21 protein-coding genes are annotated in these 16,457 nt (G+C 67.8%); 10 read left to right on the top strand and 11 right to left on the bottom strand.

What is annotated here, in order from left to right; all coding sequences use genetic code 11:
- The first annotated feature begins 4 nt into the window (after positions 1-4).
- Entirely contained in the window at positions 5-1,609 is a 1,605-nt protein-coding gene (locus WG901_RS19090; RefSeq protein ID WP_339588705.1) for an inorganic phosphate transporter, read from the top strand.
- Positions 1,610-1,614: 5 nt separating this feature from the next.
- Complete coding sequence (locus WG901_RS19085; protein WP_339588704.1) at positions 1,615-2,607, top strand: CorA family divalent cation transporter; 993 nt, start codon at positions 1,615-1,617, stop codon at positions 2,605-2,607.
- 5 nt (positions 2,608-2,612) lie between these two features.
- Here WG901_RS19085 and WG901_RS19080 read toward each other — a convergent pair whose 3' ends face one another.
- The 5 genes from WG901_RS19080 to WG901_RS19060 form a co-directional block, all read right to left on the bottom strand.
- Complete coding sequence (locus WG901_RS19080) at positions 2,613-2,864, bottom strand: hypothetical protein (RefSeq protein ID WP_339588703.1); 252 nt, start codon at positions 2,862-2,864, stop codon at positions 2,613-2,615.
- Between the two features lie 62 nt (positions 2,865-2,926).
- Entirely contained in the window at positions 2,927-3,316 is a 390-nt protein-coding gene (locus tag WG901_RS19075; RefSeq protein ID WP_339588702.1) for a response regulator, read from the bottom strand.
- A 77-nt stretch (positions 3,317-3,393) separates the two neighbouring features.
- On the bottom strand, positions 3,394-3,783 hold the full coding sequence (locus WG901_RS19070) for a response regulator (protein ID WP_339588701.1): 390 nt from the start codon (positions 3,781-3,783) through the stop codon (positions 3,394-3,396).
- Between the two features lie 119 nt (positions 3,784-3,902).
- A complete protein-coding gene (ppk2, locus tag WG901_RS19065) occupies positions 3,903-4,835 on the bottom strand; it encodes a polyphosphate kinase 2 (protein ID WP_339588700.1) in 933 nt (310 codons plus the stop codon).
- Between the two features lie 70 nt (positions 4,836-4,905).
- On the bottom strand, positions 4,906-5,316 hold the full coding sequence (locus WG901_RS19060; protein ID WP_339588699.1) for a low affinity iron permease family protein: 411 nt from the start codon (positions 5,314-5,316) through the stop codon (positions 4,906-4,908).
- Between the two features lie 244 nt (positions 5,317-5,560).
- Between WG901_RS19060 and WG901_RS19055 the strand changes: the two genes are divergently transcribed.
- Entirely contained in the window at positions 5,561-7,438 is a 1,878-nt protein-coding gene (locus tag WG901_RS19055) for an ABC-F family ATP-binding cassette domain-containing protein (protein WP_339588698.1), read from the top strand.
- A 9-nt stretch (positions 7,439-7,447) separates the two neighbouring features.
- A complete protein-coding gene (locus WG901_RS19050) occupies positions 7,448-7,930 on the top strand; it encodes a GreA/GreB family elongation factor (protein ID WP_339588697.1) in 483 nt (160 codons plus the stop codon).
- Between the two features lie 6 nt (positions 7,931-7,936).
- Here the strand turns inward: WG901_RS19050 and WG901_RS19045 are convergent, their stop codons facing one another.
- Positions 7,937-8,197 (bottom strand): hypothetical protein, encoded by a 261-nt coding sequence (locus WG901_RS19045; protein ID WP_339588696.1) that lies wholly within the window; start codon positions 8,195-8,197, stop codon positions 7,937-7,939.
- A gap of 315 nt (positions 8,198-8,512) precedes the next feature.
- On the opposite strand from WG901_RS19045, the gene WG901_RS19040 reads away from it, so the two are divergent.
- The 4 genes from WG901_RS19040 to WG901_RS19025 all read left to right on the top strand — a co-directional run bounded on the left by WG901_RS19040 (position 8,513) and on the right by WG901_RS19025 (position 12,004).
- Entirely contained in the window at positions 8,513-8,923 is a 411-nt protein-coding gene (locus WG901_RS19040; RefSeq protein ID WP_339588695.1) for a hypothetical protein, read from the top strand.
- Positions 8,924-8,925: 2 nt separating this feature from the next.
- On the top strand, positions 8,926-10,290 hold the full coding sequence (locus tag WG901_RS19035; protein ID WP_339588694.1) for a L,D-transpeptidase family protein: 1,365 nt from the start codon (positions 8,926-8,928) through the stop codon (positions 10,288-10,290).
- Positions 10,291-10,353: 63 nt separating this feature from the next.
- Entirely contained in the window at positions 10,354-11,118 is a 765-nt protein-coding gene (locus WG901_RS19030) for a histidine phosphatase family protein (protein ID WP_339588693.1), read from the top strand.
- Entirely contained in the window at positions 11,111-12,004 is an 894-nt protein-coding gene (locus WG901_RS19025; RefSeq protein ID WP_339588692.1) for an NAD(P)H-hydrate dehydratase, read from the top strand. Before WG901_RS19030 ends, WG901_RS19025 begins: the two co-directional genes overlap by 8 nt.
- Here the strand turns inward: WG901_RS19025 and WG901_RS19020 are convergent.
- From WG901_RS19020 to modA, 3 genes are read right to left on the bottom strand one after another with little or no spacing between them, the layout of a single operon-like run.
- Positions 12,001-12,627, bottom strand: a complete 627-nt coding sequence (locus WG901_RS19020) for a molybdenum ABC transporter ATP-binding protein (RefSeq protein WP_339588691.1) — start codon at positions 12,625-12,627, stop codon at positions 12,001-12,003. The two genes, WG901_RS19025 and WG901_RS19020, sit on opposite strands and share 4 nt — an antisense overlap.
- Complete coding sequence (gene modB, locus WG901_RS19015) at positions 12,617-13,306, bottom strand: molybdate ABC transporter permease subunit (RefSeq protein ID WP_339588690.1); 690 nt, start codon at positions 13,304-13,306, stop codon at positions 12,617-12,619. Before modB ends, WG901_RS19020 begins: the two co-directional genes overlap by 11 nt.
- 1 nt (position 13,307) lies before the next feature.
- A complete protein-coding gene (gene modA, locus WG901_RS19010) occupies positions 13,308-14,066 on the bottom strand; it encodes a molybdate ABC transporter substrate-binding protein (RefSeq protein WP_339588689.1) in 759 nt (252 codons plus the stop codon).
- 130 nt (positions 14,067-14,196) lie between these two features.
- Here modA and WG901_RS19005 point away from each other — a divergent pair, with 130 nt between their 5' ends.
- Positions 14,197-15,084: an SDR family NAD(P)-dependent oxidoreductase gene (locus tag WG901_RS19005; RefSeq protein ID WP_339588688.1), complete on the top strand. Its 888-nt coding sequence runs from the start codon at positions 14,197-14,199 to the stop codon at positions 15,082-15,084.
- Here the strand turns inward: WG901_RS19005 and trxC are convergent.
- Positions 15,065-15,514, bottom strand: a complete 450-nt coding sequence (gene trxC, locus WG901_RS19000) for a thioredoxin TrxC (protein WP_339588687.1) — start codon at positions 15,512-15,514, stop codon at positions 15,065-15,067. The genes WG901_RS19005 and trxC overlap by 20 nt on opposite strands.
- 133 nt (positions 15,515-15,647) lie before the next feature.
- Between trxC and WG901_RS18995 the strand changes: the two genes are divergently transcribed.
- Complete coding sequence (locus WG901_RS18995; protein ID WP_339588686.1) at positions 15,648-15,932, top strand: hypothetical protein; 285 nt, start codon at positions 15,648-15,650, stop codon at positions 15,930-15,932.
- Here WG901_RS18995 and queF read toward each other — a convergent pair.
- Complete coding sequence (queF, locus tag WG901_RS18990) at positions 15,914-16,381, bottom strand: preQ(1) synthase (RefSeq protein ID WP_339588685.1); 468 nt, start codon at positions 16,379-16,381, stop codon at positions 15,914-15,916. The two genes, WG901_RS18995 and queF, sit on opposite strands and share 19 nt — an antisense overlap.
- Positions 16,382-16,457: the final 76 nt, after the last annotated feature.

The raw sequence follows: 16,457 nt of genomic DNA, 5'->3' as shown, positions 1-16,457 counted from the left end.
GACCATGGCAACACTTACCGCAGACATCGCCGAGGCCGGCCGACCGAACCTCGACCGCGGCCTGGGCCGCGCCGGTTTCGTGGGCTTCGGCGCCGCGATCCTCGCCGCGCTGCTCTACGTCGTCTGGAGCGTCTATGGTGATGCCAGTGCCGCGGGGGTCGATACCACGGTGTTGCTGCCCTTCGTCCTGCTGTTCGTCGCGCTGCTGATCGCGCTCGGCTTCGAATTCGTGAACGGTTTCCACGATACGGCCAATGCCGTGGCGACGGTGATCTACACCAATGCCCTGCCCGCGCACGTCGCCGTGGTCTGGTCGGGCTTCTTCAACTTCCTCGGCGTGCTGCTGTCGACGGGCGCGGTCGCCTTCGGCATCATCTCGCTGCTGCCGGTCGAACTGATCCTCCAGGTGGGCTCGAATTCGGGCTTCGCGATGGTCTTCGCGCTGCTGATCGCGGCGATCGTATGGAACCTTGCGACCTGGTTCTTCGGCATTCCCGCTTCAAGCTCGCACACGCTGATCGGCTCGATCATCGGCGTCGGCATCGCCAATGCCATGCTCCACGGCCGCAGCGGCACGGCCGGGGTCGACTGGACCAAAGCCACCGAGATCGGCCAGGCCCTGCTGATCTCGCCGCTGATCGGCTTTGGCGTCGCCGCGCTGCTGCTGCTGACGATGAAGGTGCTGGTGCGCAACAAGGCGCTCTACGAGGCGCCCAAGGGCGATACCCCGCCGCCCTGGTGGATCCGCGGCCTGCTGATCTTCACCTGCACTGGCGTCAGCTTCGCGCACGGCTCGAACGACGGCCAGAAGGGCATGGGCCTGATCATGCTGATCCTGATCGGCGTGGTGCCCACCGCCTATGCGCTCAACCGCGCGGTGCCGGCGCAATACGTCAGCGAGTTCCACGTCAACTCGGCCGCGGCCAGCGCCGTGCTCGATCCTACCGCCCCCGCCGGAGCCGATACCGTCGCCGCTCGCGCCACGGTCACGCGCTACATCGCCGAGCGCCAATATGCGCCCGAGACGAAGCCCGCGCTCGCCGTGCTGATCCGCGACATCGACGGCCAGGTCCAGGGCTACGGCTCGCTGGCGAAGGTGCCCGGTGCCGCGGTCAACAACATGCGCAACGACATGTACCTGGCCTCCGAGGCGATCAAGCGGCTGAGCAAGGACCAGCCCGCGGGTATCGCGGAGCCGCAGGCCGCCGTGCTCGACAGCTACAAGAAGGACCTCGACCAGGCGACGCGGTTCATCCCGCTCTGGGTCAAGATCGCCGTCGCCTTCGCGCTCGGCCTTGGCACGATGGTCGGCTGGAAGCGCATCGTCGTCACGGTCGGCGAGAAGATCGGCAAGTCGCACCTGACCTATGCGCAGGGCGCCTCGGCCGAACTCGTCGCCATGGGCACGATCTTCGGCGCCGATCACCTCGGCCTGCCCGTCTCGACCACCCACGTCCTCTCCTCGGGCGTCGCCGGCACGATGGCGGCGAACAATTCGGGTCTGCAGATGAGCACGGTGCGCAACCTGCTGATGGCCTGGGTGCTGACCCTGCCGATCTCGATCCTGCTCTCGGGCGGGCTCTACGCGCTGTTCTCGGCCCTGATGTAACCGGCTTGGCGGAAGACCGTCCCGCATCGGATCCGCTCGGGCCCGGCCTGATCTGGGGCATGGCCTTCGCGGCCGAGGGCGCGCGCGAACTGACCGGCTGCGACGATCGCGACACGGTCGGCGAGACCTTCCGCTGGTTGCACCTGAGCCTCGCCGACCTGCGTACGCGCCGCTGGCTCGAACAGTCGGCCGACCTCCCGCCCGAAGTGCGCGAACTGCTGCTGTCCTCCGATCAGCATCAGCGCTCGGTGGCGCAGGCCGATTGCGTCGGCTGTGTCATCCACGATTTCGAGCGCGACTTCGAACGCACCCAGACCGACCGCATCGGCGCGGTGCGCATCGCGCTTTGCCCGAATCTGGTGATCACCACCCGGCTCCACCCCGTGCGCTCGGCCGACATCGCCCGGCGCCGGATCGAGGCCGGCGCGCTCCCGGAAGGTCCGGCCGCGGCGCTCGATCTGATGGTCGGCGCGATCGCGCAGAACATCGGCGATATCGCCCGCTCGCTCGAGCGCGAGGTCCAGGCGGCCGAAGACGCGTTCCTCGATGGACATCACACACCCACCAGCCGCGAACTGATCACCTTGCGCCGCCGCCTCGCGCAGATCCACCGCCTGCTCGAGGGCATGCGCAGCGTGTTCCAGCGGCTGGAACGCGACAGCGACGTACCCGCGACGCTCCAGCCGGTGATGGAAAATCTGTCACAGCGCCTGCTGGGGCTCGACGGCGACATCATGTCGATCCAGGGTCAGCTCCGCGTCCTGCGCGACGAGATCGACATCCAGCAGGAGCAGCGGACCAACCAGAACCTTTACCTGCTTTCGATCATGACCGCGCTGATGCTGCCAACGACTTTGGTGACCGGCGTGTTCGGCATGAACACCGGCGGCATGGGACTACAGGGCCCGGGCGGAACGGTGATCGCCATCCTGCTGGCGCTCGCCGCCGCAGCCGGCACCTGTGCGCTTCTTCGCTGGATGGGCTTCATCCGGCGCTGAGCCGGTCAGATCGTGAAAATGCCGCCGACGGAGTCGAAACCGACCAGCGTGACGATCTGACCTTGCAGCAAGGCGAGTTCGACGGCGTCATCCTCCCCGGCTGTGGCCGACGCGACGGGCGCGACGAAGACAGGCGCCAGCTCGATCGGCGCGTCGGTGGCCTGGACGTTGACGAAGGTCAGGCCGTCGACGGCTTCGCCCAGCGAAAGATACAGATCGGCCATGGCTTCCCCCGAAGATTCCGGTGCGGCGTCCAAGCACGCCTCGCGCCCCACTGACAAGGAATTTCATCATCCGGCACGATCGAAGACGGCAGGCTTCAGCCCAATCGGCTCTGCAGCGTCGCATCGACGAATTTGAGCAGCGAAGCCACGGTGAAAGGCTTTGGCAGCACCCGCACGTGCGAAAACCGCGGCGCGATCGCATTGGGCGCATGTCCCGTGGTGATCGCCCAAGGGATCTGCAGTTCATCAAGCCGGCGACCGACGTCGAATGAGACGTCGTCGTTGATCTGGAGGTCAATCACAGCCGCGTCGACCGCGCCGTCTTCAAGAAGTTTCATCGCGCGCGGTATGGTCAGCGCCGGACCAACGACCTCGTGCCCCGCAGCCTGGAGCGCTTCCTCCATCAGCATGGCGTTGAATACGTCGTCCTCCAGGACGAGAATCCTGGCGGGCTGGGCTGCGGCGGCGGCGGACTGGACCTGCATGACACCCCTCGCTTGATCGAAGATCACGATCTGCTCGAGAAACGCGCGATCCGGCGAAATGGTTGCGCAGGGCCCGTCTAGCCGTCGCGCCTGCGATAGAGGTCCATCACCTGGCGCGGCAATCCCTTCACGTCGAACGGCTTCGAAATCAGGCCGAGCACATCGATATCCTCGTATCCGTTGAGGTCACGCTCGAACAGGGCAGCTGAAATGAGGATCGCCGGAAGGTCCGCATAGGCGGGGATGGCCTGCATCTTCCGGATGAATTCCAACCCGTGCATGCCGGGAAGCCTGAAGTTCACCACGGCAAGATCGTAACGATCCCGCTCGGCCGACAGATGTTCGAGCGCCGAGATTCCGTCGTCGAAAGTCTCGATCGCGAAATCGCCGCTCTTCTCGAGCACGATCTTGACGATCAACTGAATGTCTTTTTCGTCCTCGACGAGCAGGATCTTGATGACCGACATGGATGAGGTCTTTCGCTTGGGTTCGGTATTGGATCTCCCCGATTCAGAAAGGCCTAACGCCTGAGACGCACGAATGACCCGTGCCGGCGATCAAAAAACTACGTCCGTTAGCGACCGAATTAGAACTTGGCCGACACGTACATCTCGTCGGGAACCGGATGGCGGATGTAGTCGTCGTGCCGCACGCGGTCCGGCAGGTGCACCGCTGCCTTGGGAACGTCGGTATAGGCGAACTGTGAAAGCAGGTGATCGATGCAGTTGAGCCGCGCGCGTTTCTTGTCGTCGGCCGCGACAACCCACCAAGGTGCTTCGGGAATGTGCGTGCGATCGAGCATGGCTTCCTTCGCCCGCGTATAGTCCTCCCACATGCGCCGCGATTCCACGTCCATCGGCGAAAGTTTCCACTGCTTGAGCGGATCGTGGATGCGCAGCGCAAAGCGGAACTGCTGCTCCTCGTCGGTGATCGAGAACCAGTATTTTATGAGGATGATGCCCGAGCGCGCGAGCATCCGCTCGAACTCGGGAACCGAGCGGAAGAATTCCTCGACGTCGTCCTCGCTGCAAAAGCCCATGACACGCTCGACGCCGGCGCGGTTGTACCAGGACCGGTCGAACAGCACGATCTCGCCCGCCGCGGGCAGGTGCTGGACGTAGCGCTGGAAATACCATTGCGTGCGTTCGCGCTCGTTGGGCGCGGGCAGCGCCGCGACGCGGCAGACACGCGGGTTAAGCCGCTGGGTGATGCGCTTGATCGCGCCCCCCTTCCCCGCCGAGTCGCGCCCTTCGAAGATCACCACGACGCGCAGGCCCTGGTGGACGACCCAGTCCTGCAGGCGGACGAGCTCGTGCTGCAGGCGGAACAGCTCGCGGAAGTAGACGCGGCGGTCGAGCCGGCGGCTTCGCCGCGCTTCGAGGTCGAATTCCTCGTCGTCGATCCCTTCGACGTCCTCGAGCCGTGCATCCTCGAGCTCGAGCTCGAGTTCCTCGTCGAAATCGTCGCTGATCTCTTCCTTGATGCGGTCGAGGTCGGCGGGGCTGGCGGGCGGGTTCATCGGCGTGCTCCTTCGAGCACCAGACCTGCCCCAGCTCGGTTACAATCCCGCGACGATCGCGATCATCGCTTCACTGGCGCTTGAGCAGATGTTCGAGCGACTTGCGCGCGGTGTCCTCCTCGCCCGGCTTGCAGCTGACCTCGCGCTCGAGCGCGGCGCGGATATTCTCGATCTCGCGATCGGTCAGGTGCTCGATGGCGATGAACTGCTCTCGCGCATTGTCGACGGCGCGGATCAGCTCGTCGAGCTTGGCCTGCATCGCCGCGGCATCGCGGTTCTGGCTGTTCTGGATCAGGAACACCATCAGGAAGGTGACGATCGTCGTGCCCGTGTTCACCACGAGCTGCCAGGTATCCGAATAGTGAAACAGCGGCCCGGTGACGCCCCATACGATAATCACCCCGAAAGCCAGAACGAAGGCCAGGGGCTGGCCGGTCGCCGCGGAGATCAGCGTGGAAAAGCGGGTAAACAGGCGATCCATCGCGGCCGGTCCTCGTGTCTTGAAACATGATCTCGATCAGGCCTCAGCAACCTTCCGCGCGACCGGTGGTTTCATGCCAAACCGAAATCGAGGAGTTAAATCATGGGCAAGGCTCTGCTTCTTTGGCTGGTCGGCGTTCCGATCCCCGTCATCCTGATCCTCTGGCTGGTATTCTTCCGCTAAGGAGTCGGCGCTGAGCTGATCCGAGCTTCCGGTCGCGCGCCGCGCCTGCTAGGCGCGCGCCATGCTCAACCTTTCCGGCATCACGGTTCGCCTTGGCGGACGCACGATCATCGACGACGCTACGGCCAAGCTGCCGCCACGCGGCCGCATTGGCCTGATCGGCCGCAACGGCGCGGGCAAGTCCACGCTCGTGCGCGTCATCGCCGGCATGCTCGAACCCGATACGGGCTCTGTCGCCATGCCGCGCGGCAGCCGGCTCGGCTACATCGCGCAGGAAGCCCCGGGCGGCGATGCCACCCCGTTCGAGACCGTGCTCGCCGCCGACATCGAGCGCGCCGCGCTGATGATAGAGAGCGAGACCTGCGAGGATCCGCACCATCTGGGCGAGATCCACGAGCGGCTGATCGCGATCGACGCCCATTCGGCGCCGTCGCGCGCCGCGCGCATCCTCGTCGGCCTCGGCTTCGACGAGGACGCGCAGCACCGCCCGCTCGAAAGCTTCTCGGGCGGCTGGCGCATGCGCGTCGCCCTCGCCGCGCTGCTGTTCTCGCAGCCCGACCTGCTGCTGCTCGACGAACCGTCGAACCACCTCGATCTCGAAGCCGTGCTGTGGCTGGAGGACTTCCTCAAGTCCTATCCGGCGACGATCCTGCTCGTCAGTCACGAGCGCGACTTCCTCAACAACGTGGTCAACCACATCCTCCACCTGTCGGGTGGCAAGCTGACGCTCTATCCGGGCGGCTACGACGCCTTCGAGCGCCAGCGCGCCGAGCGCCAGGCGCAGCTCGCCTCGGCCAAGGCCAAGCAGCAGGCGCAGCGCGACCATCTGCAGGAATACATCGCCAAGAACTCGGCGCGCGCCTCGACCGCCAAGCAGGCGCAGTCGCGCCAGAAGGCGCTGGCCAAGCTCCAGCCGATCGCCGAGCTGATCGACGATCCCTCGCTGAGCTTCGAATTTCCCGATCCCGACGAATTGCGCCCGCCGCTGATCACGCTCGACTATGCCTCGGTCGGCTATGGCGACACGCCCGTGCTCAGCAAGCTGAACCTGCGCCTCGATCCCGACGATCGCATCGCCCTGCTCGGCCGCAACGGCAACGGCAAGACCACCCTCGCGCGGCTGCTCGCGGCGCAACTCAAGCCGATGGACGGCGCGATGAACGCCAGCGGCAAGATGCGCGTCGGCTATTTCACCCAGTACCAGGTCGAGGAACTCGACCGCAGCGAGACGCCGCTGCAGCACATGACCCAGCTGATGAAGGGCGCGACGCAATCGGCCGTGCGCGCGCAGCTCGGGCGCTTCGGCTTCTCGGGCAACAAGGCGACGACCGAGGTCGGCAAGCTTTCGGGCGGCGAGCGCGCGCGTCTGGCGCTGGCGCTGATCACGCGCGACGCGCCGCACATGCTGATCCTCGACGAACCGACCAACCACCTCGACGTCGACGCGCGCGAGGCGCTGATCCAGGCGCTCAACGACTATTCGGGCGCTGTGGTGATCGTCAGCCACGATCGCCACATGCTCGAGATGACCGCCGACCGGCTGGTCCTCGTCGACAGCGGCGCGGCGCGCGAGTTCGACGGCTCGATCGACGATTACATCGCCTTCGTCCTCGCCAAGGAGCCGCAGTCCTCGGCGGGCGGCGGACGTGAGAAGGGCGTCAACAAGAAGGACCAGCGCAAGGCCGCCGCCGAAGCCCGCGAGAAGAGTCAGGAACTGCGCAAGCGCGCCAAGACGATCGAGAGCGAGCTGGAAAAGCTGGCCAAGCAGCGCAGCGCGGTCGATCAGGCGATGTTCGATCCCTCGTCGGCCAGCGGCGAACTGGCCAAGCTGACGATGACCGAACTCATGAAGCGCCGCGCGCAGATCGAGGACGACATCGCGGCGGCCGAGGTGAAATGGCTCGAAGCCAACGAGGCCATCGAAGCGTTCACCGCTTAGGAGACAGCGATGAGCGTGGCATTTCGCCGGGAAGGCGACGAAGAACATCTGGAGCCCAAGTTCGAGATCCCGATCCCGCCCGGCCCCAACCTGGTCACGCCGCGTGGACTGCGGCTGATCGACGAAAAGGTGGCCGAGGTCGAAGCCGCGGTCGCGCGGCTTGAGGCTGAGGGCGCCGAAGAGAGCGAGATCAAAGCGGCCAAGCGCGACCTGCGCTATTGGCAGACCCGCCAGATCACCGCCGAACCTGCGCCCGAGCCCGACGGCGAGACCGTGGAGATCGGCACGACCGTCAGCTTCACCCTGGCCGGCAAGCACCGGACGTTCTCGATCGTCGGCGACGACGAGGCCGATCCCGCGGCGGGGTCGGTCAGCTGGACCGCGCCGCTCGCCCGCGCGATGATCGGTGCCGAGGCGGGAGAATGCGTGGCGTTCAACGGGCGCGAAGACGCGATCGAGGTTCTGGACGTGAACGTCACGCCGGCAGGCTGACGCCGCTCAGTCTCCGGCGGCGCGCTCCATCATTTCCATGAAGTCCCGCGCAGCGTTGCGATCGGCGTCGTCCTTGAAGGCAACGTCGAGATCGGGCGCTGCGCCGAACATGTGAAGCAAGGTCCACAGCGCGAAGCGGCGCGGCCGATCCTGCTCCATGCCGAAATCGACGCGCATCTTCTCGACTCCCGTCTCCAGTGCCTCGGGCGGCACCTGGGTCAGGTCGGTGGTGGCGAAATAGCGGCGCAGTTGGTCGTCGAAATCCATGGGCGGTCCCCTTGCTGCCGCGCCCTTAGCGGCTTTTCAGCCTCGTCCATAGCCGTCGCAAAAAGATGCCCCCGCCGAAGCGGGGGCCCAAGGTTGTGGCTCTATCAACGGGTCGCTTTCGTTGAGCCGCCATCGGTCTAGGCCCCTCCGCAAGGTGGGGTCTGTGAGATTTCCCACACGGTTAACCGAAAGTAACGCACGCCGAGCCGTGGGACCGCGGCGGAACAGCACGAGGGTTCCGGCGTTTGGCTCGCGGGGGCAACGTTTCGGCGGAACGGCAAAGGCTGGCCGCCCAACGCCTGAAGGAGATGGACTGTGAAACCTTCCGTTTTGATGCTTCTGGCGGCAGCCTCGATGCCGCTCGCCGCCTGCGCCTCGACCAATGACAGCGCGCTCGCCAGCGCGGCGCCCGCCAGCACGGCACCCGATTACACCGCTGCCGCCGCGGCACCGCGCGATTGCCGTTCGGTCGGCGGTACCGCGCTTACCGGCGCGGCGGTCGGCGGTGCCGGGGGGGCGGCGCTCGGCGCGGTCACAGGCGGCGTGAGCGTGCTCGGCGGTGCCCTGATCGGCGCGGCCGTGGGCGGCCTTGCCGGCGCGGTCTGGGCCGATGCCAACAACGACGGTTGCGCCGACGGCTATGTCCGCGAAGGCCGTTACTACGAAGGCGAACCGGGCGCTGCGCGCACGATCGACCGTCCCTACCGCCGCGGCGAACGCGGCTGACGGTGACACGCGCACTGCTGTTCGCGCTGGGTGCGGCGGCGCTGGTCCCGACCAGTGCCGCCACGCTCCAGGCCAGGGAGGCCGCGGCAGCGGCGAGCCCCTCGGCGTCCCTGCGCGCCGAGATCGCCAAGCGCGCGGGTTCGGACCTGCGCGAATTCTACGCCGCGCGCGACAACCGCCCACTGTGGATCGCGGCCAACGGCGTGTCACCCGCCGCGGCGCGGCTGCTGGACCTGCTCGAAACCGCCCCGCGCGACCGGATCAAGCCCGGCAAGGTCAAGGCCTCGGCGCTCGCGCGCGCGTTCGAAGCGGCGCGTGGCGGCACGCCCGAGGACCTGGCCAAGGCCGAAGTCGCCGCCTCGAAGAGCTACGTCGCCTACGTGAAAGCGCTCCGCTCGGGCAAGCGCGCGCCGATGATCTACGAGAGCGAGGCGCTGAGCCCTGCGGTCCCCACCGCCCGCAGCGCGCTGCAGACGGCCGAGCGCGCGCCCTCGCTCGAAGGCCATCTGCGCACGATGGCCTGGATGCACCCGCTCTACGCGCCGCTGCGCAAGGCCCTCGACGACGCGACGCTCGACGAGGCGCAGCGCCGTCAGATCGCGCTCAACCTCGATCGCCTCCGCGCGATCCCTGCCAATCCGGCCAGCCGCTATGTCCTCGTCGACACCGCCAGCGCGCGGCTGTGGATGTATGAAAACGGCCGCCCCGCAGGCACGATGCGCGTCGTCGTCGGCAAGCCCGAGGAAGCGATGCAGACGCCGACGATGGCCGGCTACATCCGCTATGCGGTGGTCAACCCATACTGGAACGTTCCGCCCGATCTCGTGCGCAGCCGCGTCGCCTGGAACGTGAATACCAAGGGCACGACCTATCTCGGCAATGGCGGCTATCAGGTACTTTCGGACTGGTCGGACCAGGCACGCCCGATCGATCCCGCGCGGATCGACTGGCGTGCAGTCGAGGCCGGCGGCGACACCGCGCCGCGCGTGCGCCAGCTTCCCGGCGGCAGCAATTTCATGGGGACGGTCAAGTTCATGTTCCCCAACGACCAGGGCATCTACCTGCACGATACCCCCGACAAGGATCTGCTGCGCAAGGACGTGCGCCAGCTGTCATCGGGCTGCGTGCGGCTCGAGGACGCGCAGCGGCTAGGCCGCTGGCTGATGAATCGCCCACTGCCGCGCCGACCGCGCGGCGATCCCGAGCAGCGCCTGGCCCTGCCCGAACTGGTTCCCGTCTACATCACATATCTGACGGCCATGCCCGAGGGCGGCCGCATCGTGTTCCGCGACGACGTCTACGCACGCGACCGGCTCGGCGATGCCCGGCTGGCCCTGGGTGGGCGTTCGCGCGCCGATCGCCCCTGACATCGGAACCGCGCGGCGCGCGCTCGGTTACCCTCCCATGACCCATCGCAAAGCCCATCCCCGATGACCCCGCGCTGGCCCTCTACGCTGTGGGTCGTGCGCCACGGCCAGAGCGCGGGCAACGTCGCGCGCGACAAGGCCACCGCCGAGGGACTGGCCCGCATCGCCTTGACCAGCCGCGACGTCGACGTGCCGCTGTCTGCGCTCGGTCGCGAGCAAGCCCAGGCGCTCGGCCGCTGGTTTGCCTCGTGGCACGAAGAACAGCGGCCCGAGATCATGCTCGCGAGCCCCTATGTCCGCGCGGTCGAAACCGCGCAGATCTTCCGCCAGGCCGGCGGTTGCCCCGGTGACGAGAAGATATGTCTGGACGAGCGGCTGCGCGAGAAGGAATTCGGCGTGCTCGACGGCCTGACGGTCGCGGGCATCCACGAGTTCCAGCCCGACCAGGCCGAGTTCCGCAAGCTGCTGGGCAAGTTCTACCACCGCCCGCCCGGTGGCGAGTCCTGGACCGACGTGATATTCCGCCTGCGTGCACTGATGGACACGGTCTCGCTCCACTACGGCGGCCGCCGCGTGATGATCGTCGCGCACCAGGTCGTCGTGCTCTGCCTGCGCTACGTCATAGAGAACCTGACCGAGGCCGAGATCCTGGCGATCGACAAGCAGGGCGACGTCGCCAACTGCGCGATCACCGAATACAAGTTCGACCCCGCGGCGGGCCGCGACGGCGGGCTGGTGCTGTCGCGCTACAACGTCACCGCCCCGATGGAAGAGGACGACACCCCGATCACGGCCGAGCCCGATCAGATGGTCGCCGCGCGTGGGTGATGCCACTCCGCCCATCCCCACTCCGCTGGACAGCAATTGGCTGCGCGATCATCCGCTGCCCGATCCCGACCACCATGCCGACAAGAACGCACGCGGCCGCGTCTTCATCATCGGCGGCTGCGCGCGCGTGCCTGGCGGGCTCTTGCTGACCGCGGAAGCGGCGCTTCGTGCGGGCGCGGGCAAGGTCCAGGTCGCAACCGCCAGGAGCACGGCGCTGGCGCTCGGCGTGGCCATGCCCGAGATCGCGGTCTTCCCGATCGACGAAGACCACGAGGGCGAGATCGCCTGCCTGCACGATGGCCTGGACGACTTCATCGCGCGCAGCGACGCCATCGTCGTCGGCCCGGCGATGAGCGGGGCAAAGGCGGCCGGCGCGGCGCTCGACCGACTGCTCGAAGCGGACGACGGGCCGGCGCTCGTCGTCGATGCCGCAGCCTTGATGGAGCTGCCGTCTCGCGCGGCAGCGCTGGCGGCGCGCAAGAGCCCGGCGATCCTGACCCCGCACATCGGCGAAATGGCCGCCATGCTCGATTGCGACGCGGCCGAGATCGAGGCCGATCGTCCCGCCGCGGTGCGCCGCGCGGCCGAGACCTTCGGCGCGGTGGTGACGCTCAAGGGCTCGACCAGCTTCATCGCCGACCGCGACGGCGCGCTGTTCGCCTATGCCGGCGGCGGGGTCGGACTCGCCACGGGCGGCTCGGGCGACGTCCTCGCCGGCATCGCCGCGGGCCTGGCCGCGCGCGGCGCGCCGCCGCTCGAGGCCGCGCTCTGGGCCTCGTGGCTCCACGGCGAGGCCGGCCGTCGCTGCGCGGTCGAGATCGGCCCGATCGGCTTCCTCGCGCGCGAACTGCTACTGCAAGTGCCCGGGCTTATGAAGGCGATCTAGCCCCCGATCGGAATCACCGTATCGGCCAGCCGCTCGACCTCGGCACGGTCGTGGCTGACGTAGAGGATCGGCAGCTTCAATTCGTCGCGGATGCGCAGGATCACGGCCATGATCTCCTCGCGCCGCGCCATGTCGAGCGAGGACAGCGGCTCGTCCATCAGCAGGAACTTCGGTCCGCGCAGCAGCGCCCGGCCGATCGCCACGCGTTGCGCCTCGCCGCCCGAGAGCGTGCGCGGCATGCGATCGAGCAGCGGCGCGATACCGAGGAAGTCGACCGCCTCCTCGAGCGCCAACCAACGCTGGTCTTCGGCAGCGAGCTTCCAGCCGTAGAGCAAGTTGTCGCGCACCGACTTGTGCGGGAACAGCCGGCCGTCCTGGAAGACGTAGCCGCAGGCGCGGCGTTCGGGCGGCAGGTCGATCTTCCGTTCGCTGTCGAACAGCACGGTATCGCCCACGGCGATGCGTCCGCGCGTAGGGCGCAGCAGCCCGGCGACGGTGTCGAGGATCGAGGTCTTGCCCGCGCCCGAGGGGCCGAACAGCGCGATCAGGCCCTTGGGCACCTTGTAGTTGGCGACGATGCGCGCCGCACCGCGTTCGATCGTGACGTCGATCTCAAAGGACATGGCCGCCCCCCCGCCCGCTGCGGCGCGCCAGCATCTCGGATGCCACCAGCGCCGCCAGCGACAGCAGCACCGAGATCACCGCCAGCCGCGTCACCGCGCCCTCGCTGCCCGGCACCTGCAACGCCGCGTAGATCGCCAGCGGCAGGGTCTGCGTCTCGCCGGGAATGTTCGAGACGAAGGTGATCGTCGCGCCGAATTCGCCGATCGAGCGCGCGAAGCCGAGCACCAGGCCGGCCAGCACGCCAGGCATGGTCAACGGCAGGGTGACGGTGAAGAAGGTCCGCCAGGGTCCCGCCCCGAGCGTGCGCGCCGCGCCTTCGAGCCTCCGGTCGACCGCCTCGATCGACAGCCGCATCGCCCGCACCATCAGCGGCAGCGCCATGACCGCGGCGGCCAGCGCCGCGCCGGTCCAGCGGAACATGAAGGTCAGGCCCAGCGTCTCGGCCAGGAACCGCCCGGCCGGGCCGTTGGCGCCGAAGGCCAGCAGCAGCATCCAGCCCGTCACCACGGGCGGCAGCACCAGCGGCAGGTGGACCAGCGCGTCGAGCAGGACCTTGCCGGGAAAGCGCCCGCGCGCGAGCAGCCAGGCCAGCGCGAAAGCCAGCGGCAGCGCGAGCAGGATCGCCACGCCGCTTACGCGCAGCGACAGCGCGACGATCTGCCATTCGGTTTCGGTCACGTCACCGCGAACCGAAGCCGAAGCGGCGGAACACGGCCTTGCCCTCGCCCGAAAGGAGATAGCGGCGGAAGGCCTCGCCCTCGGGATTGGTCGATTTCGCCAGCGTCGCGACCGGATAGGCGATCAGCGCATGGCTGTTCGCGGGAAAGCGGCCGACGACCTTGACGCTGCGATCGGCAAGCGCGTCGGTGGTGTAGACGATCCCCAGCGGCGCCTCGCCGCGACCGACGAGCGCCAGCGCGGCGCGCACGTTCTCGGCACGCGCGACGCGATCCTGGACCGAGGGCCAGACGCCGAGGCGCGTCAGCGCCTGCTTGCCGTACTTGCCCGCGGGCACCGCGTCGGGATCGGCCATGGCCAGCCGGCCCTGGCCGAGCGCGCGCGCCAGCGGGAAGCGTGGCGCCACGGTCAGCCGGACGGTGCTCGCAATCGGCGCGACGAGCACGAGGTTGTTGAACAGGAAAGCGGCGCGCGTGTTGGGCTTCACCAGCCGCTTGTTCGCGACATAGTCCATCCACTCCTCGTCGGCCGAGATGAACAGGTCTGCCGGCGCCCCGGCCTCGATCTGCCGCGCAAGCGCCGAGGACCCGGCGAAGGAGATCACCGGTCGCGGATGCCCCTTGCGCGCCCAGCTGTCGGCCGCGGCGTTCAGCGATTCCTGCAGGCTCGCGGCGGCGAGCACCAGCGGCGCGCGCGTCTGCGCGTTTGCGGGCGCGATCGCGGCGAACAGCAAGGCAAGCAGGGCCAGAAGGCGCGGCATCGGTCTCTCCGGCATCTATATTCGGATGGATACAATAGGCGGAGCAATCGGACCTGCGCAAGCTCTCGCACGATATTGAACAGTCGCTCAGCACGCCATAGGCTGGCGCGAACGAGAACGGGAGAGCGACATGGGACTGAGGGCTGCAGCCGAAGCGATGCGCGGCAAGATCGCGGTGGTTGTGGGCGGCGCGGCCGGCCATATCGGCCGCGGCGTCACCCTGGGGCTGATAGACGAGGGCGTCGAAGTGATCTGCTGCGACAACGATCGCGACGGACTCGCGGCGATCGTGCCCGAGGTCGAGGCGCGCGGCGGCACGATCACCGCGCTCTACGCCGACGTCGAGGATGCTGCCTCGCTCGACGCCTTCTACGACGCGGTCGCGGCGCACACCGATCATATCGACATCCTGGTCAACGTGCCCGGCGGCGTCGCACGTTCGCTGTTCGAGGCTACGACGCGCGAGAGCCACGCGCGCGATATCCGGCTCAACTACGGCTATGTCGTCGATTCCTGCCACCGCGCGCTGCCGCTGCTGCGTCGGTCGCGGAACGGCGGCGCGATCGTCAACTTCACCACGATCGAGGCACACCGCGGCGCCGCGACCTTCGCGGTCTATGCCGGCGCCAAGGCTGCGACGACCAATTTCAGCCGAGCGCTCGCGGTCGAGCTCGGCAAGGACATGATCCGGGTAAACTGCCTGGCCAGCGACACCAGCCTCGCGCGCGCCTCGAACGCCGCGCTCGCGCCCGAGGACTTCGCGCGCCTCGCCGAGCTCGGCCCTGACGCATTGGGCCAGTCGATCGAGTTCTACGTCCCGCAGAAGCGCCCGCCGACGGTAGAGGAGGTGGTCGACGGCGTTGTGTTCCTCGTCAGCGACCTCTCGCGCACGGTGACCGGCACGACGCTCCACGTCGACGGCGGCACCTGGGCGGCCTTCGGCTTCCTCGACTGGCCGGAGGGCGACAGCTTCATGCCCGCGCCGCTCGGCGGAACGCTCAAGCGGCTGTCGCGCTAGCCGCCTCGCGCGCCCAGCGGACGATCGCCGCCGGCGGCATCGCGCCCGCCTGGCGCGCGATCTCGCGGCCCTTGTGGAAAAGGATCAAGGTCGGGATCGAGCGGATGCCGTAGCGTCCCGCGATCGCCTGTTCGGCCTCGGTGTCGAGCTTGCCGAGACGCATCGCCGGTTCGAGCTCACCCGCCGCCTGGGCGAAGGCCGGCGCCATCTGCCGGCACGGGCCGCACCAGGCCGCCCAGAAATCGACGAGCAGCGGCAGGTCGCTCTTGCTGGCGTGGGCATCGAAATTGGCCGCGGTCAGCACGACCGGCGTCGCCTGGAACAGCGCGCCTTTGCAGCGCCCGCAAGTGCCGCCGGTGCCGAGCCTCCCGGCGGGCAGGCGGTTCAGCGTCGCGCAGGTCGGACAGGCTACGATCTTGGATTCGCTCATCGGCTCACCTCCGTCGTCGAGATAGGGAATCGAAGCGCTGCAAAGAAGGCGCGAAGGTTTTTTCCACAAGATGCGTTGAACCGAGGAACCGTTTCGTCGCGCATGACGTTCGGTTCATCGAAGGAGCTTCGGCATGATCTTCGCGCTTATCCTGTTCGGTTGCGCCGATGACGGCAGCCAGTGCCAGAAGCTGGCCGCTACGCCGAAGCATTACGAAGCGCGCGTGCTGTGCGAAGCCGACGCCGAAATGGCGCTCGAAAGCGACGTTGCACTGAGCGCCGACTATCCGTCGGTCGAAGCGCGTTGCCTGCCGATCAGCGCCAATGTCGCGATGAGCTCGGGCGAACCGCGCGAGAACCAGCCGGTAGCCTCGCTGCGTCTCGCCTCGGTCCAGTCGGCTCAGCCGCGCCCGCGGTAGGACGCGACACCCTGGTCGGGCACCCACAGCCCGGCCGGCGGTACGTCCGACTGCCAGAACACGTCGATCGGGATGCCGCCGCGCGGATACCAGTAGCCGCCGATGCGCAGCCACTTGGGTTTCATCTCGGCGAACAGCCGCTGGCCGATACCGACGGTGACATCCTCGTGGAAGCCGCAGTGGTTGCGGAACGAGCCGAGGAACAGCTTGAGGCTCTTCGATTCGACGATCGTCTCGCCCGGCGCATAGTCGAGCACGAGATGCGCGAAATCGGGCTGGCCGGTGACGGGGCAAAGCGAGGTGAATTCGGGCGCCGCGAAGCGCACGAGATAGAGGCTGCCCGTGCGCGGGTTGGGGACGTAGTCGAGCACGGCCGCTTGCGGAGAAGCGGGCAGTGCGGACTGCTGGCCCAGATGCAACGGAGTCGAACTTTGTGGCGTATCGCTCATCGAAGCCTCTTGCCGTCATCGCGCCGCTCGCACAAGTCGGCGGCCAGGTCGCGCGGGTTCACCCACGGTTCACGCG

Origin of the sequence: Novosphingobium anseongense, from assembly GCF_037482895.1 — a bacterium.
Classification (GTDB): Bacteria; Pseudomonadota; Alphaproteobacteria; order Sphingomonadales; family Sphingomonadaceae; genus Novosphingobium; species Novosphingobium anseongense.
The sequence above is the reverse complement of the archived record's forward strand: the minus strand, read 5'-3'. Positions and strand labels throughout refer to the sequence as shown.

Coding starts and splice junctions, on each gene's coding strand:
- ppk2 (WP_339588700.1), bottom strand. CDS start 4,835: ATGAACCCGCCCGCCAGCCCCGCCGACCTCGACCGCATCAAGGAAGAG.
- WG901_RS19075 (WP_339588702.1), bottom strand. CDS start 3,316: ATGCAGGTCCAGTCCGCCGCCGCCGCAGCCCAGCCCGCCAGGATTCTC.
- WG901_RS19050 (WP_339588697.1), top strand. CDS start 7,448: ATGAGCGTGGCATTTCGCCGGGAAGGCGACGAAGAACATCTGGAGCCC.
- WG901_RS18995 (WP_339588686.1), top strand. CDS start 15,648: ATGATCTTCGCGCTTATCCTGTTCGGTTGCGCCGATGACGGCAGCCAG.
- queF (WP_339588685.1), bottom strand. CDS start 16,381: ATGAGCGATACGCCACAAAGTTCGACTCCGTTGCATCTGGGCCAGCAG.
- WG901_RS19055 (WP_339588698.1), top strand. CDS start 5,561: ATGCTCAACCTTTCCGGCATCACGGTTCGCCTTGGCGGACGCACGATC.
- WG901_RS19060 (WP_339588699.1), bottom strand. CDS start 5,316: ATGGATCGCCTGTTTACCCGCTTTTCCACGCTGATCTCCGCGGCGACC.
- WG901_RS19070 (WP_339588701.1), bottom strand. CDS start 3,783: ATGTCGGTCATCAAGATCCTGCTCGTCGAGGACGAAAAAGACATTCAG.
- WG901_RS19020 (WP_339588691.1), bottom strand. CDS start 12,627: ATGTCCTTTGAGATCGACGTCACGATCGAACGCGGTGCGGCGCGCATC.
- WG901_RS19005 (WP_339588688.1), top strand. CDS start 14,197: ATGGGACTGAGGGCTGCAGCCGAAGCGATGCGCGGCAAGATCGCGGTG.
- trxC (WP_339588687.1), bottom strand. CDS start 15,514: ATGAGCGAATCCAAGATCGTAGCCTGTCCGACCTGCGCGACGCTGAAC.
- modA (WP_339588689.1), bottom strand. CDS start 14,066: ATGCCGCGCCTTCTGGCCCTGCTTGCCTTGCTGTTCGCCGCGATCGCG.
- WG901_RS19045 (WP_339588696.1), bottom strand. CDS start 8,197: ATGGATTTCGACGACCAACTGCGCCGCTATTTCGCCACCACCGACCTG.
- WG901_RS19030 (WP_339588693.1), top strand. CDS start 10,354: ATGACCCCGCGCTGGCCCTCTACGCTGTGGGTCGTGCGCCACGGCCAG.
- WG901_RS19090 (WP_339588705.1), top strand. CDS start 5: ATGGCAACACTTACCGCAGACATCGCCGAGGCCGGCCGACCGAACCTC.